This window comes from Enterobacter sp. JH25 (assembly GCF_021725435.1).
GTDB classification, from domain to species: Bacteria; Pseudomonadota; Gammaproteobacteria; order Enterobacterales; family Enterobacteriaceae; genus Enterobacter; species Enterobacter intestinihominis.
Genome location: NZ_CP091319.1, coordinates 2,888,881 through 2,903,353, shown reverse-complemented (window position 1 = coordinate 2,903,353; position 14,473 = coordinate 2,888,881). Strand labels below are relative to the sequence as shown.

The window sequence follows — 14,473 nt, the reverse complement described above, 5'->3', positions numbered from 1 at the left end:
TTAAGCAGATAGGGGATGGCAATGAAAGTATTGGTGACGGGCGGAACCGGATTTCTTGGTACTGCTTTAGTCCAGACGTTGAAATCATCGGGGCACGAGGTGATACTAACAACGCGCAGGCAAGAGAACATTGCAGAAGGTATTTTCAACTTGGGTGATATCTCAGCCGACACCAACTGGGCTCATCTTCTCCAGGGGTGCGACACCGTCATTCATACTGCGGGAAGGGCACATATTCTCAATGATGACGCACAGGATGCATTAGCGGAATTCCGACGGGTTAATCACGATGCGACGATAAAATTAGCTAAAGATGCCGCCAGTAGCGGTGTAAAGCACTTTATTTTCATAAGCTCTATCGGTGTCAACGGTAATTCCACTTCAGGAACTCCCTTTACAGAAACATCGGCACCTCGACCGACTTCTGATTATGCCATTTCCAAGCTCGAAGCTGAGCAGAGCCTGTTAAAAAATTTTGGAGGGACCGATATGGCTATCACTATTGTCCGTCCGGCTTTAATTTGTGGCGAAAATGCACCGGGTAATATTCAGCGTCTTTTGAAACTTGTATCGAAAAACCTGCCGTTACCGTTTAAAAATGTTAAGAATAAGCGTGCTCTTGTTTCGCTGGATAATGTCGTCAGTTTTATCAATGAATGTGTCGTAAACGAGAAAGCTAAGAATCAACTCTTTTTACTCGCTGATGCAGAACGACCTTCAACGGAAGAGATGATTGAAACTTTTGCTGCTGGTATGGATATCAAAGCGAAAATTATTTATTTCCCTAAAAGCATTATGAAGTTACTGCTTTCCGGTGCTGGAAAAGGTGGTATTTACGATCAGTTATTTGGCGATCTGGAAGTCGATGCCTCCAAATCGCGGGAACATTTGCACTGGACACCCCCGATAACACTTCATGAAACTATGAAAAAAACGGCGAAATATTATACTGAAGGTAATAAATAATGTTGAATTTTGGAATTGTGATATTCGCTTTTTTAGCATCGTGTGCGCTGACTTGGGGATTGCGGGGGTATGCAATAAAGCATAATGTTATTGACCGCCCAAACCAGCGAAGTTCGCATTCTGTGCCCACCCCGCGAGGTGGTGGAGTAGCGATCGTCCTGACGCTCCTGGTCGCTTTGGTAGGATTTTATTTTAACCATACGCTAACGTTCGACAGCTTCCTGGGTTTATTTATTCCAGGTGTAATTGTCGCCATCATTGGTTTTCTTGATGATCATGGTCATATTGCGGCACGATGGCGTCTATTAATGCATTTCCTGGCAGCAGCAATTGGCATTTATTTCCTGGGATCCTTCCCTGTAATTACGCTGTTTGGTTACGATTTTTCTTTATCCTGGATTGGTATGATTCTCGGCTGTGTATATCTGGTCTGGATGCTGAACTTATATAATTTTATGGATGGGATTAATGGCTTAGCCAGCGCTGAAGCAATAACATTCGCCGCATGTAGCGCAATGTTGATTGTTGTAAACCAGTACACGGACGCGCCTGGAAGTATTTATCCGCTGACGCTTGCCCTAATCGGTGCCGCCGCCGGTTTTATTGTCTGGAATTTCCCGAGAGCAAAAATCTTCATGGGGGATGCCGGGAGTGGTTTCCTGGGGATAACTATTGGACTGATGATTCTCCATATTGCGAAAGCAGATACGCATTTCTTTATTGCAGAATTATGTTTGCTGGGCGTATTTATCGTCGATGCCACGACAACGCTATTGAGGAGGCTCGTAGCAGGTAAAAAGGTCTATGAAGCACATGCCAGCCATGGCTACCAAATCCTCGCAAGAAAATATGGCAGCCACGTTCCGGTGACATCATTGGCAATTGCCGTCAATCTGCTGTGGCTTTTCCCCTTCGCCTTTTTTATTGCCTCAGGCAAAATTGATGGTGTTGTGGGGCTGCTCATCGCCTGGTTCCCGCTTCTCGTTGTTGCACTGAAATGTGGTGCAGGCGTTAAAGACAAAGAGAGCAATGTCAATGCATGACTTATTGATTTTGGGCGCGGGTGGTCATGGCCGTACGCTGTACGAGACAGCGAGACTGCTGGGATATAAGGATATCGTTTTCCTCGACGATAATACCTCTGCCTGCCAGGAAATTAATCAGCTGATTATTGGAAAAATTTCCGAACTACAGTTACATATTGGTAAGGTCAGTCATGTCGCTATTGGCATCGGAAACAATAAAGTCAGAGAGCAGCTCTATCAGCAACTGCTCGGCTTAGGTATTCATCCTGTAACGCTTATACATCCCTTTGCATTTGTCAGTCCATCGGCGACCCTTGCTGAGGGAACTGTTGTGTTAGCGGGAGCTGTAGTGGGTGCCAACGCAAAATTAGGTTTGGCGACGATTGTGAATAGCCACTCGACAATAGATCACGATGCCATTCTTGGTGATTTCGCTCATTTAGGTGTTGGTGTCCATCTTGCGGGCAGCGCTGTGATTGGGAAAGCAGCGTTTCTCCAGGCGGGGACAGTGGGCGGTTATAATACTAAAGTAGACGATTACTCAGTGTGTCCTGCTGGTACTATTTTATAAACTGAATGCAAGCTTTAGTGAGGCGACCAGTTTTTAGTATGCTAAATTATTTAATATCTTTACCACGACCAATAAAACGTATTATCACACTCTCTATAGATGTTGTGCTTCTGCTGTGCGCATTTTGGTTTGCATTTTGGGTGCGCATTGATTCAATGACTCCAGTATATAGTACAGAGCATTGGCTTTTTATTCTTTCAATAATTTTAGTTACTTTGGCAATCTTTGTTAAATTAGGGCTGTATCGGGCCGTAATTCGTTATATTACTGCCAAAATATTACTGGTAGTAACGATGGGGATGGTCATATCGTCCATTTTGCTTATTATCGCAGCGTTCTATACCAACCTCTATTTGCCGAGAACGATTCCTTTTATCTATTTCTCATTCGGTCTACTGCTTATTGCCGGATCACGGCTTGGGATGAGAATGTTGGTGAATCGTGGGTTGAATCTGGGCACTCGGGTAGTTATTTATGGTGCAGGTGCATCCGGTCGTCAATTACTGCCTGCGCTGAGCCAGATGGACGAATATTACCCCGTTGCTTTTGTCGATGATAACCGTGCCCTGCAAGGTCAGGTGATTCACGGGGTAAGCGTTTTTGCGCCAGAAAAACTGCCCTGGCTGGTTGAGAAATACGAAGCGAAGAAAATTCTGCTGGCCATGCCAAGCGCAAGCCGGGCAAGAAAGAACGAAGTCATTAAAACACTGGAAGGTCTGCCGTGCGAAGTGCTCTCCATCCCGGGAATGGTCGATCTGGTGGAGGGGAAGGCAAGTATTGATTCCTTGCGGAAAGTCGTTATTACAGACCTGCTGGGCCGCGATCCTGTCTCACCCATTCCGGAATTGATATCCCGAAATATTAACGGGAAAGCAGTGATGGTTACCGGGGCAGGGGGGTCAATAGGGTCTGAACTATGCCGACAGATAATTAAAAATAAGCCAAACCAGCTTATTCTTTTCGAACTGTCCGAATTCTCCCTCTATTCCATTGATTCCGAACTGCGTAACCTGAATCTGGGTCAGGATTTTAAGGTTAAAATCTATCCGATCCTCGGAAACGTTCAGGATAAAGAGCATCTCGAAAGGTTAATCAGAGCATTCAACGTCGACACAATTTATCATGCTGCGGCGTACAAGCATGTACCGCTTGTCGAGTTCAACGTTCTTGATGGCGTGCGCAATAATATATTTGGTACGTTAAGCTGTGCTCAGGCCGCGGCAAGTTGTGGTGTTGAAAACTTTGTCTTAATTTCGACCGATAAAGCCGTACGGCCCACCAACACAATGGGGGCGACCAAACGCATGGCGGAGCTGGTGCTGCAAGCGCTGGCGAAGGAATCCAATAATACCTGCTTTAGTATGGTTCGTTTCGGCAACGTGTTAGGCTCATCAGGCTCAGTTGTGCCGTTATTTGAAAAACAGATTGCTGCAGGTGGGCCGGTGACGCTGACACACGAAGATATCACGCGTTACTTTATGACCATTCCTGAAGCGGCTCAACTGGTGATCCAGGCGGGAGCCATGGGCACGGGCGGCGATGTTTTTGTTCTGGATATGGGGGAACCCGTCAGGATTATCGATCTTGCACACCGCATGATTACGCTGCAAGGGCTAACCGTTCGTGATGATAAAAACCCTTATGGTGATATTGCGATAAAAACGACAGGTCTGCGTCCAGGTGAGAAACTGTATGAAGAGTTGCTTATCGGCGACAATGTATCCGTTACGCAGCACCCGCGTATCAGAACAGCTAACGAAGTAATGTTGCCATGGAGTGAAATGAGCCACATTCTTCAGGATCTCGACAACGCCTGCCGTGAGTTCGACTACGAACGTGTGCGTGAAATACTCTTGCAGGCACCTGCCGCGTTCAATCCAACGGATGGTATCTGCGATTTACTATGGAATAAAAATGTGAGTTAAAAGCCTATCGTCGCCCTTCTCCTCCCTGTTTACTTATAATGAGTAAACAGGGTGGTAGGCATACCATCTTTTGTTTCAGAAAACTTTAAGAGCGAAATAAACGTGAAAATACTGGTCACGGGTGGAGCTGGTTTTATTGGGTCTGCTGTTGTACGACACATTATTAATCACACGCAGGACACTGTGATTAATGTCGATAAATTGACCTACGCCGGTAATCTCGAATCGCTAGCCACCGTCGCACAGAGCGATCGTTATTATTTTGAACATGCTGATATTTGCGATAACGCTGCTATGGAACGTATTTTGTCTTATCACCAACCTGATGCAGTGATGCATCTGGCGGCTGAGAGCCATGTCGATCGTTCGATAAGTGGTCCTGCAGCCTTTATCGAAACTAATATTATCGGCACTTATGTGCTATTAGAAGCTAGCCGTAAATACTGGTCCGAACTTAGCGCAGAGAAAAAAACTAGATTCCGTTTCCATCATATTTCTACAGATGAAGTGTATGGCGATCTTCCGCATCCGGATGAAGTTGTAAAGGGCACTGAACTGCCGCTGTTTACTGAAAAAACCGCATATGCCCCAAGCAGCCCGTATTCTGCTTCAAAAGCCTCAAGTGATCATCTAGTCCGCGCATGGCTGCGAACCTATGGCTTCCCTACCATCGTAACCAATTGTTCAAACAACTACGGCCCGTATCACTTCCCAGAAAAATTAATCCCGTTAGTAATTCTCAATGCACTAGAAGGCAAACCTCTGCCAGTGTATGGCAACGGAGATCAAATACGTGACTGGCTGTATGTAGAAGATCACGCCCGTGCTTTATATATCGTAGTAACGCAAGGTAAAATCGGTGAGACCTATAATATAGGAGGCTATAATGAACAGAGAAACCTTAATGTTGTGCATACGATCTGTGATCTGTTAGATGAAATTGTACCAAAAAAAGTTTCCTACCGAGAACAAATAACTTTCATACCAGATCGGCCCGGTCATGATCGTCGTTATGCAATTGATGCTAAAAAGATTAGCAAGGAACTGGGATGGAAACCACTGGAGACTTTTGAAAGCGGAATTCGTAAAACGGTTGAGTGGTTTCTAGCGAATAGGGAGTGGATAGCAAATGTTAATAACGGAAGTTACCACTCCTGGATAAAGCAAAATTATGAGGGCGGTTAGTAATGAAGGGTATTATTTTAGCGGGGGGGTCAGGTACACGATTATATCCAATTACAATGGGCGTATCGAAACAGTTACTTCCTGTTTATGATAAACCCATGATCTATTACCCGCTTTCAGTATTAATGTTGGCTGGCATTAAAGATATTTTAATTATTACAACACCAGATGATCAGCCAGCTTTTATACGTTTACTCGGTGATGGCCGTCAGTTTGGCATAAACATAGAATATGCAATCCAACCCAGCCCTGATGGTTTAGCTCAAGCATTTATCATCGGTGACAACTTTATTGGTAATGATTCTGTTTGTTTGGTCCTTGGGGATAATATTTTCTTTGGTCAAGGATTTACACCAAAACTTAAAACGGCAGCAAATAGAAATAAAGGTGCTACTGTATTTGGTTATCAGGTTATGAATCCTGAGAGTTTTGGTGTCGTCGAATTTGATAAAAATTACACGGCATTGAGTATAGAAGAAAAACCTGTAGCACCCAGATCAAATTGGGCAGTAACAGGTCTTTATTTTTACGATAATGAAGTTGTTGATATTGCTAAACATATAAAGCCATCACCCCGAGGTGAACTCGAAATTACAACTGTTAACCAAGTATATCTAGAAAATAATATGTTGACAGTCGAGTTGTTAGGTCGAGGATTTGCTTGGCTTGATACAGGTACTCATGACAGTTTAATTGAGGCAGGAAGCTTTGTTGAGACGGTTCAAAAACGTCAGGGGATGATGATTGCGTGCCTTGAGGAAATAGCGTGGAGAAATGGCTGGTTAAGCGATCAGGATTTATATTCAAGAGCGGGGCTATTTGTGAAAACTAACTACGGCGCATATTTACTAAAATTAATTAATAGATAACAAAACTTTATAAACATAATGTCGCCTGCATGGTTTGTGTTTACGAGCCTTATATAATATAAGAAACAGATAGGTTAGATGATGAAGAAAATTTTATTTGTAACTGCACGTTTCCCTTGGCCAATTATTACTGGAGATGCTCTGCGTGCTTATAATCAAATAAAAGAGCTTTCGAAAGAAAATTTAGTGGATGTTTTTTCGGTAGAAAAAGCAAACACCACAAGTGGTAATGTCAATAATTTTATAAATTCGTGTTCTTCTGGTAATTTATCAAAGATCGGTAAAATAAAAAACATAATTAAAAATAGGGGGCAAACTGCATTGCAATGTGCGGTGTATAATGATAAGGCCTCGTGGCAAAAATTAAAAAAACTTTTACTTTCTAATAATTATGACATGATAATTTTCCAATTGGTTAGGTTGGAGTTCCTTATCTTTAAAACTATTTCTTTAAGAAAAGAACACAGTATCAAATCATTAATATATTGTGATTTTGTTGATGCTCTTTCATTAAATATGCAGAATAGAGCTGCAACAGAAAACTTTCTCATGAAGAAAATATGTGGCTTCGAAAGTAAAAAGCTGTCCGCGATTGAGAGGGAAATATACGAAGTAATCGATGCGGGATTTATAATTTCAGAAAGAGATGCTAAACATATAGGTAAAGAAGGTTTTAAGATTATACCTAATGGCGTGAACATTCCCGGAGTAAAAAAAACCTTAAAAAAAGACGACGGCGTTATAAATTTAGCTTTTTGGGGGAATATGAGTTATTACCCCAATGTTAAAGCTGCAATCTTTTTAACTGATTTGTTTAATAGTCTACCAAAAGAAAAATATAAACTTCATATCATCGGTGCTCAGCCATGTAAACAAGTTTTGGCTTTGAATAAACCAAATGAAGTTATCGTTCATGGTTATGTTGATGATTTGAAGAATCTTCTGGCAAATATGGATATAGCGGTATTCCCTATTTTCGACGGTTCTGGTCTTCAGAATAAAGTATTAGAAGCGTTTGCATTAGGCCTGCCAGTCATAACTACAAATATAGTTCTGGATTCAATGCCAAAACTTAGTGAATACGCTATCGTTGCCAATAGTAAAAATGATTTTATCCGTTCTATCGAGCTTTTTGAGTCTAGAGAAGAGATTGCTAATAAAAATTCTCTTTGTGCGATAGAAGTATTGAAGAAACATTACAACTGGAATCTTATCAACTGTGTGACAGGAATGAAATGAAAAAAGTATTGTTGTTCAATTTCTATAAGGGAATATTGTACAGAGGTATTCCGATCTATTCATCCAACTTAATTACAGCACTTGAAAAGAATGGATGTATAGTCAATGAGTGGAGTTGTCCAAAATTTGCACAAAAATTACCTAGGGCAATTATAGACTTACTCTTTGTTCTTTGTGAGCAAGTTATTATTCCTATGATAAGTATTATGGGAAGATATGAAAAAGTTATATATCCTTATAACTCATGTTCTGTAATATCGGCTTTTTCCAAAAAATCCATATTAATAATTCATGATTTCATCCCAAATAAAAGAATTAAGGAAAGGCTAAGTCTTTCTGCGTTATATATTGTACTAACACAGCGATTTCATGCTTTTTTGAAAAGAGATGTAGCATTTGTCTCAGCAACAACAAAAAGAATTGGAATGAATGTTAAATGGTTAAAAGATAGTAATGTTTATCTTTTCCCTAACTCATTCTATCAACTAGAAGCTAAATTATCACAAGGTAATATTCGAAAAAGTAATGCTGAATCCTATGCAGTATTAATTTCAGGTAATGGTTCTAATAAAGAATTTAATCACGCAATGCAGTTATGGAAAACATGTGCATACGCTGCTTCGCATAAGCTTAAGGTTATAGGATTAGGCTCTCACAGAGAATGGGCATTGAATATACTTAGAGAGTTAAAGATTGAGAATGTCCAGGTGCTGCCGGTTCTTACAGATGACGAATTATTATCGGAACTAAAGAACGCTTCAATGGTCTGGGCTCATTCGACTCATGAAGGATTCGGAAGGCCAGTAATTGAAGGCAGAATATGTGGTAAAAGCGTTTTAGCGTCAAATATTTCTGCATTTAGAGAACATAGAGACGAAAGTGTTTATTTATATGACGATCATTCTTTTTGTGAGAAATATTTTTTGGCTCATGTGACTAGTGATTCATCAGGTTATAAGATTAAGTATCATATTATTTTAGAGGAAGAAATTGAAAAATGGCTACTAGCAAATTGATACCTGTTATAATGGCTGGCGGTACAGGTAGTCGTTTATGGCCACTATCCCGTGAACTTTATCCCAAACAGTTCATTCCAGTAAAGGGTGATTACACGATGTTGCAATCAACAATCAACCGTTTGGATGGACTTGATTGTAATAATCCTATAGTAATTTGTAATGAAAAACACCGTTTTATCGTGGCAGAGCAGTTACTACAATTAAACAAGCTAACTAAAAATATTGTCCTTGAACCTGCAGGGCGAAATACTGCTCCAGCCGTCGCTCTTGCTGCATTAGCCGCGAAAAAGAATAACGCCGAAAGCAATCCATTATTACTGGTACTTGCTGCCGACCATATTTTTGAGAAGGAAGAAGTTTTCAGAGATGCGATCAGACAAGCGATTCCTTGTGCAGAACAAGGCAAACTTGTAACTTTTGGGATTGTGCCTGATAGAGCTGAAACTGGTTATGGTTATATTCTCCGCGGCGATAGCATAAGTCAGAAAGGATGTAAGGAAGCATATAAAGTCTCAAGGTTTGTAGAAAAACCCGATCTGGATACTGCTAAATCTTATGTAGATAGCGGGAAATATTATTGGAATAGCGGTATGTTTCTTTTCCAGGTTGATAGCTATCTGGCCGAGTTGAGAAAGTTCAGGCCTGATATTCTTGAGGCATGCGAAAAAGCAATGAGTGCTATCAATCCTGACCTTGATTTCACCAGAGTTGATGAGAAGTCATTCTTGGCTTGTCCGGATGAGTCGATTGATTATGCTGTGATGGAGAAAACTGAGGACGCCGTTGTAGTGCCAATGGATGCCGGCTGGAGCGATGTTGGATCATGGTCATCATTGTGGGATATTAGCCCACATGACACCGATGGTAATGTCCATCGTGGTGATGTCATTAGTTTCCGAACAAAAAATAGTTACGTACATTCAGAATCAGGTCTCGTTGCCACTGTGGGCGTGAAAGACCTTATCATTGTGCAGACCAAAGATGCAGTTCTCATTGCTGATAGGCATGCCGTACAGGATGTTAAAAAGATAGTGGAGAAAATAAAGGCTGAGGGGCGTTTAGAGCATCATAAACACCGCGAAGTTTTTCGTCCCTGGGGTAAATATGATTCGATTGACGCTGGAGAACGCTACCAGGTTAAGCGTATAAGCGTAAAACCTGGGGAGGGGCTATCAGAACAAATGCATCATCACCGTTCTGAACACTGGGTTATTGTATCTGGGACTGCGAAAGTAACAATTAACGGAGAAGAAAAAATTTTGACAGAAAATCAATCCGTTTATATCCCACTTGGCGTTATTCATTCTCTTGAGAACCCAGGGAAAATCATGCTTGAACTGATTGAAGTGCGTTCTGGTTCCTATTTGGAAGAAGATGACATTATTCGCCTTTCAGATCGTTATGGGCGAATTTAGAAATTGTCATAGCAAATACGTTATATCAAGATTTAAGGTAATAATTGCCAGAGATATATGAGGAAAATAATGGATAAATTGACTTGTTTCAAGGCGTATGACATTCGCGGCCGCTTAGGTGACGAACTTAATAATAATATAGCAAAGCGAATTGGTCGAGCCTATGGTGAATATCTGAAACCTCGGACCGTTGTATTAGGTGGTGATGTGCGCCTTACAAGTGAATCTCTAAAAATGTCACTAGCCGAAGGTTTGCAGGACGCAGGTGTTGACGTACTGGATATTGGAATGTCAGGGACCGAAGAAATCTATTTCTCTACATTCCATCTCGGTGTTGACGGAGGAATTGAAGTTACAGCAAGTCATAATCCGATGGATTACAATGGGATGAAGTTGGTTCGCGAGGGAGCCCGGCCTATCAGCGGTGATACAGGGCTGCGAGATATACAACGTTTAGCTGAAGAAAATAATTTTTCTCATGTAGATATTGCGAAACGTGGAAGTTATGAAAAAATAGATACTAAAAAAGCATATATTGATCATATTCTCAGCTATATCAAACCTGAAAATATTAAACCACTTAAACTTGTTATTAACTCAGGTAACGGAGCCGCAGGCCCTGTTATTGATGAGATTGAAAAACGTTTCAAGGAAATTCAGATTCCAGTTGAATTTGTGAAAATTCACAATTTACCTGATGGAAATTTCCCTAATGGGATTCCAAACCCTCTTCTTCAAGAATGCCGTGCTGACACAAGCGAAGCCGTTATTAATCACAAGGCAGATATGGGCATTGCGTTCGATGGCGATTTTGACAGATGTTTCCTCTTCGATAATGAAGGTAATTTTATTGAAGGTTATTACATTGTCGGGTTGCTTGCAGAATCTTTCCTCGAAAAGCAACCAGGCGCGCGGATCATACATGATCCCCGCCTTTCATGGAATACTATAGATGTGGTTCAGCGAGCAAAGGGTATTCCTGTAATGTCCAAAACAGGCCATGCTTTCATCAAAGAACGCATGCGTTTGGAAGATGCTGTCTATGGTGGTGAAATGAGTGCTCATCATTATTTTCGTGACTTTGCCTACTGTGATAGCGGAATGATTCCGTGGCTACTTGTAGCCGAGTTAGTGAGTATTAAAAATAAAACGTTGGCAGAACTAGTCCATGATCGGATGAAATCTTTCCCAGCCAGCGGAGAGATTAATAGCATCGTTAATGATCAAGAAAAAGTGATTTCTGAAATACTTGAATTCTATAAAAGTGATGCCTCGGTAGTAGACTATACCGATGGAATCAGTATTGAATTTTCTGACTGGCGTTTTAATCTCCGAAGCTCAAACACTGAGCCTGTTATCCGCTTGAATGTTGAGTCTCGTGGTAATACTGCGTTAATGGAAGCCAAAACAGCAGAGTTATTGAATAAAATTCGAGCATAGCTTGTCTTTTATATGGGTGCACATGTAGTAATTGTGCACCCATTAATATATGGATTAAATATTATTATTTATAATATCTGATTCCTTAATAATCTTGTATGTTGGGAAGTATACAATTCCTATGAATGATAAGAGTTTAAAAAATAACCACTTCAAAATAAGTGCGCATTTAGCGTTTATATATTTCCTGCTTACTTCTTCTTTATTATTGATTTTTTTAACGGAATCGGCAAGTGCTACACTTTATGGAACTGTAGAGGATATTTTTGCGGTTTTTTGTGCCATTATATTGTTTGGTGAGATGATTTACTTCTATATGCATAGAGTGAAGTTTATCTCGTTGCAATTAATGTTTGCTTTTGTATTTTCTTTAATTATAGGTATTCCTTCTTTTTATTTGTATTTCTTTAAAAAAGCTTCTGATGGCTTTGAATTGACTTGTATATGGGGTATGTTAATAAATATCATACTCTATCTTACAGCTATCAAAAATGTTCATAGGCAACAAGCAAAAAGTATAAATAATCTATTTAAGATTATATTTTCCATTGTTGGTGTTTGTCAGTTAATTAAAATTGTTTTTTATCTGAAATTTATTTTATCATCAGGCTTAGGGCATTTAGCTATTTATACTGATAGTGAAGAATTACTTTCAAGTATTCCTTTTGCTGTCCGTGCTATTAGTGGCTTTTCTTCTATAATGGCTTTGGCAGTCTTTTATTATAAATCATCGAAAAAATATAAGATGCTAGCATTTATTTTGCTCGCATCTGACCTTGTTATTGGGATAAGAAATAAATTCTTTTTTGCTTTTATATGCATTATTATTCTCTCGTTATATTCAAATAGAAAGAAAATAATAGCAATATTCGCTAGAATATCCAAAGTACACTATTTATTAATTGGCTTCGTCGGTTTTTCAATGATTTCATATCTTCGTGAAGGATATGAAATCAATTTTATTAATTATCTTGGCGTTGTACTTGACTCTCTGTCGTCTACGCTTGCAGGTTTACAAGATTTATACTATTTGCCCGATGAAAATGGTTGGGCGTTACTAAACCCCCTTACGATATTATCGCAAGTGTTGCCGCTCAGTGGTTTTGGCTTCATAAGCGATGCACAAATTGCTCATGAATATTCAACAATTGTGCTTGGCAGCGTGTCTAATGGGATAGCGTTGTCATCTTCTGGTCTTCTTGAAGCAAGTATAATAAGTTTGCATTTCAATTTATTTATTTATCTTGCCTATCTGTTAATTATGATCTCGATAATTCAAAAAGGTTTGAATAGTAATTATGTTATTTTTAACTTTTTTGCCCTGGCTATGATGACTGGTTTCTTCTATTCTGTTCGTGGAGAATTAATTTTGCCATTTGCTTATGTTTTAAAATCGTTTCCAATAATAATAATTGCAAATCTATTGACTCAACAAAAAAGTAGAAATTGAAATGCTAAAAGATATTCTTAGTGATGGTATCTATGCACTCTTTAATAAGGTAAGTTATTTTGGGGCAAAAACACTCGCTATTGTTTTAATTACTCGAGAACTTGGCATAGAATCAGGAGGCGTATTTATATTTTTAATTGGTACGCTAGAAATATTAAGAGTTGTATCTGATTTTGGTGTGGATATATTTGTAATCAAGAAGTACTCTGATGTTGAAAATCCCATTCGATTGTTGAAGAGGGTGTTCTATCAAAAAATATTCGTCGGGGTAGTAGTATCAATATTGTTTTTTGTAATTTGTTATGCATTAGGATATAACAGAGATATTTATATTCCGATTTCACTGTCATTATTTTTTGCACTTCTCTTTAATTTATCTAATAGCTTTTTTCAATCACAAAATTTGAATAAAGCTTTATCTCCTTCCATAGCGTTAGCCCTGTTTTTAACTTTTGTAATTTATGGTGTTCAGTTTATTTTAAGAATGCCTTTTACTGCCTGGAATTATTTGCTTGCAGAGAGTTTATTTGTTTCGGTAGTTACAATTCATTTATTTAGAAAAGTTGGTTGGAAAAAGATTCTTGCTGCAGGGAAGATTTCTCCTAAAGATGTATTCTTGTTGTATCAGCATACTGTCAGTATAGGCCTTAATGCTATGGTGGTAATTATTTACAGTAGACTGGATAATATATATATAAAAAATATAGTTCCTGAGGGTTTAGCTGCGTATGGACAAATTTTTCGTCTGGTTGATCCACTAGTAATGGTGTCATCATTATTTTCTACTGTGGCTTATGCAAAATTTAGTCGTTTGGATTTAAGAAGCCATAGGAACATAAATAAGGTTTATCCGTTTATCTACATGATCCTTGGGTATATAATCTTAAGTTCAGTGTGTTACTTTACTGTTCTATTTTTCTTTGGTCGGTACTTAATATTGGATAATGAAAGTAATAACATAATGATACTCGGGTTTCTATTAATTGCCGGAATCAAGTGTATGAATGGTGCACTAACATCAATCATTCAATCTCAGGGACTATATCGTTTTGGCTTATATATCGCAATAATCTGTATGTGCATAGCTATTCCACTAATGTATATACTAGTTCATCAATATGGTACGATTGGTGCTATTTTTACAATAGCTTCAGTAGAGTTAACAAGCATGATATTATTAGCTGTAAGTATTGGGCTGTTAACTAAGAGAAAAATTTGAATTGCTGAATGTTCACAATACTTTAAGTGAGTATATTTAACAAAACGAAATATAATCCATTGCTATATGCTCTATTCTATTGAATATATGGCTGTTTTTTTTGTGGTTCATTCCCCCCTCCTGGAGACCAAATTTTTTATTTCGTAATTT

12 protein-coding genes are annotated in these 14,473 nt (G+C 39.3%); all 12 read left to right on the top strand.

The annotated features are described in order from the left end of the window. The first annotated feature begins 15 nt into the window (after nucleotides 1-15). The 12 genes from L2Y28_RS13965 (at nucleotide 16) to L2Y28_RS13910 (ending at nucleotide 14,323) form a co-directional block, all read left to right on the top strand. Entirely contained in the window at nucleotides 16-966 is a 951-nt protein-coding gene (locus L2Y28_RS13965; RefSeq protein WP_080337765.1) for an NAD-dependent epimerase/dehydratase family protein, read from the top strand. Then, nucleotides 966-2,009: a glycosyltransferase family 4 protein gene (locus L2Y28_RS13960; protein ID WP_022648624.1), complete on the top strand. Its 1,044-nt coding sequence runs from the start codon at nucleotides 966-968 to the stop codon at nucleotides 2,007-2,009. Before L2Y28_RS13965 ends, L2Y28_RS13960 begins: the two co-directional genes overlap by 1 nt. Continuing rightward, a complete protein-coding gene (locus L2Y28_RS13955; protein WP_223861945.1) occupies nucleotides 1,996-2,562 on the top strand; it encodes a sugar O-acyltransferase in 567 nt (188 codons plus the stop codon). The genes L2Y28_RS13960 and L2Y28_RS13955 overlap by 14 nt, the downstream gene beginning before the upstream one ends. Nucleotides 2,563-2,717: 155 nt before the next feature. Next, entirely contained in the window at nucleotides 2,718-4,487 is a 1,770-nt protein-coding gene (locus L2Y28_RS13950; protein WP_096148930.1) for a nucleoside-diphosphate sugar epimerase/dehydratase, read from the top strand. A 102-nt stretch (nucleotides 4,488-4,589) separates the two neighbouring features. Then, complete coding sequence (gene rfbB, locus L2Y28_RS13945) at nucleotides 4,590-5,672, top strand: dTDP-glucose 4,6-dehydratase (RefSeq protein WP_022648621.1); 1,083 nt, start codon at nucleotides 4,590-4,592, stop codon at nucleotides 5,670-5,672. Between the two features lie 2 nt (nucleotides 5,673-5,674). Then, a complete protein-coding gene (rfbA, locus tag L2Y28_RS13940) occupies nucleotides 5,675-6,541 on the top strand; it encodes a glucose-1-phosphate thymidylyltransferase RfbA (RefSeq protein ID WP_022648620.1) in 867 nt (288 codons plus the stop codon). A gap of 78 nt (nucleotides 6,542-6,619) precedes the next feature. Continuing rightward, nucleotides 6,620-7,780 (top strand): glycosyltransferase, encoded by a 1,161-nt coding sequence (locus tag L2Y28_RS13935; RefSeq protein ID WP_226860865.1) that lies wholly within the window; start codon nucleotides 6,620-6,622, stop codon nucleotides 7,778-7,780. Next, complete coding sequence (locus L2Y28_RS13930; protein ID WP_022648618.1) at nucleotides 7,777-8,796, top strand: glycosyltransferase; 1,020 nt, start codon at nucleotides 7,777-7,779, stop codon at nucleotides 8,794-8,796. Before L2Y28_RS13935 ends, L2Y28_RS13930 begins: the two co-directional genes overlap by 4 nt. Beyond that, the gene (gene cpsB, locus L2Y28_RS13925) at nucleotides 8,778-10,214 is read left to right on the top strand and encodes a mannose-1-phosphate guanyltransferase (protein ID WP_022648617.1); all 1,437 of its coding nucleotides are present in this window, start codon (nucleotides 8,778-8,780) and stop codon (nucleotides 10,212-10,214) included. Before L2Y28_RS13930 ends, cpsB begins: the two co-directional genes overlap by 19 nt. 69 nt (nucleotides 10,215-10,283) lie before the next feature. Beyond that, the gene (gene cpsG / locus L2Y28_RS13920; RefSeq protein WP_022648616.1) at nucleotides 10,284-11,654 is read left to right on the top strand and encodes a phosphomannomutase CpsG; all 1,371 of its coding nucleotides are present in this window, start codon (nucleotides 10,284-10,286) and stop codon (nucleotides 11,652-11,654) included. A 121-nt stretch (nucleotides 11,655-11,775) separates the two neighbouring features. Then, on the top strand, nucleotides 11,776-13,104 hold the full coding sequence (locus L2Y28_RS13915) for a hypothetical protein (RefSeq protein WP_022648615.1): 1,329 nt from the start codon (nucleotides 11,776-11,778) through the stop codon (nucleotides 13,102-13,104). 1 nt (nucleotide 13,105) lies between these two features. Beyond that, nucleotides 13,106-14,323, top strand: coding sequence for a lipopolysaccharide biosynthesis protein (locus L2Y28_RS13910; protein WP_022648614.1), 1,218 nt, complete (start codon nucleotides 13,106-13,108; stop codon nucleotides 14,321-14,323). Nucleotides 14,324-14,473 lie beyond the last annotated feature (150 nt).

Excerpts from the sequence above, each read along its gene's own strand:
- L2Y28_RS13955 (WP_223861945.1), top strand. The coding sequence starts at position 1,996 with ATGTCAATGCATGACTTATTGATTTTGGGCGCGGGTGGTCATGGCCGT.
- cpsB (WP_022648617.1), top strand. The coding sequence starts at position 8,778 with ATGGCTACTAGCAAATTGATACCTGTTATAATGGCTGGCGGTACAGGT.
- L2Y28_RS13960 (WP_022648624.1), top strand. The coding sequence starts at position 966 with ATGTTGAATTTTGGAATTGTGATATTCGCTTTTTTAGCATCGTGTGCG.
- L2Y28_RS13930 (WP_022648618.1), top strand. The coding sequence starts at position 7,777 with ATGAAAAAAGTATTGTTGTTCAATTTCTATAAGGGAATATTGTACAGA.
- rfbA (WP_022648620.1), top strand. The coding sequence starts at position 5,675 with ATGAAGGGTATTATTTTAGCGGGGGGGTCAGGTACACGATTATATCCA.
- L2Y28_RS13935 (WP_226860865.1), top strand. The coding sequence starts at position 6,620 with ATGATGAAGAAAATTTTATTTGTAACTGCACGTTTCCCTTGGCCAATT.
- L2Y28_RS13910 (WP_022648614.1), top strand. The coding sequence starts at position 13,106 with ATGCTAAAAGATATTCTTAGTGATGGTATCTATGCACTCTTTAATAAG.
- L2Y28_RS13915 (WP_022648615.1), top strand. The coding sequence starts at position 11,776 with ATGAATGATAAGAGTTTAAAAAATAACCACTTCAAAATAAGTGCGCAT.
- L2Y28_RS13965 (WP_080337765.1), top strand. The coding sequence starts at position 16 with ATGGCAATGAAAGTATTGGTGACGGGCGGAACCGGATTTCTTGGTACT.
- L2Y28_RS13950 (WP_096148930.1), top strand. The coding sequence starts at position 2,718 with ATGACTCCAGTATATAGTACAGAGCATTGGCTTTTTATTCTTTCAATA.
- cpsG (WP_022648616.1), top strand. The coding sequence starts at position 10,284 with ATGGATAAATTGACTTGTTTCAAGGCGTATGACATTCGCGGCCGCTTA.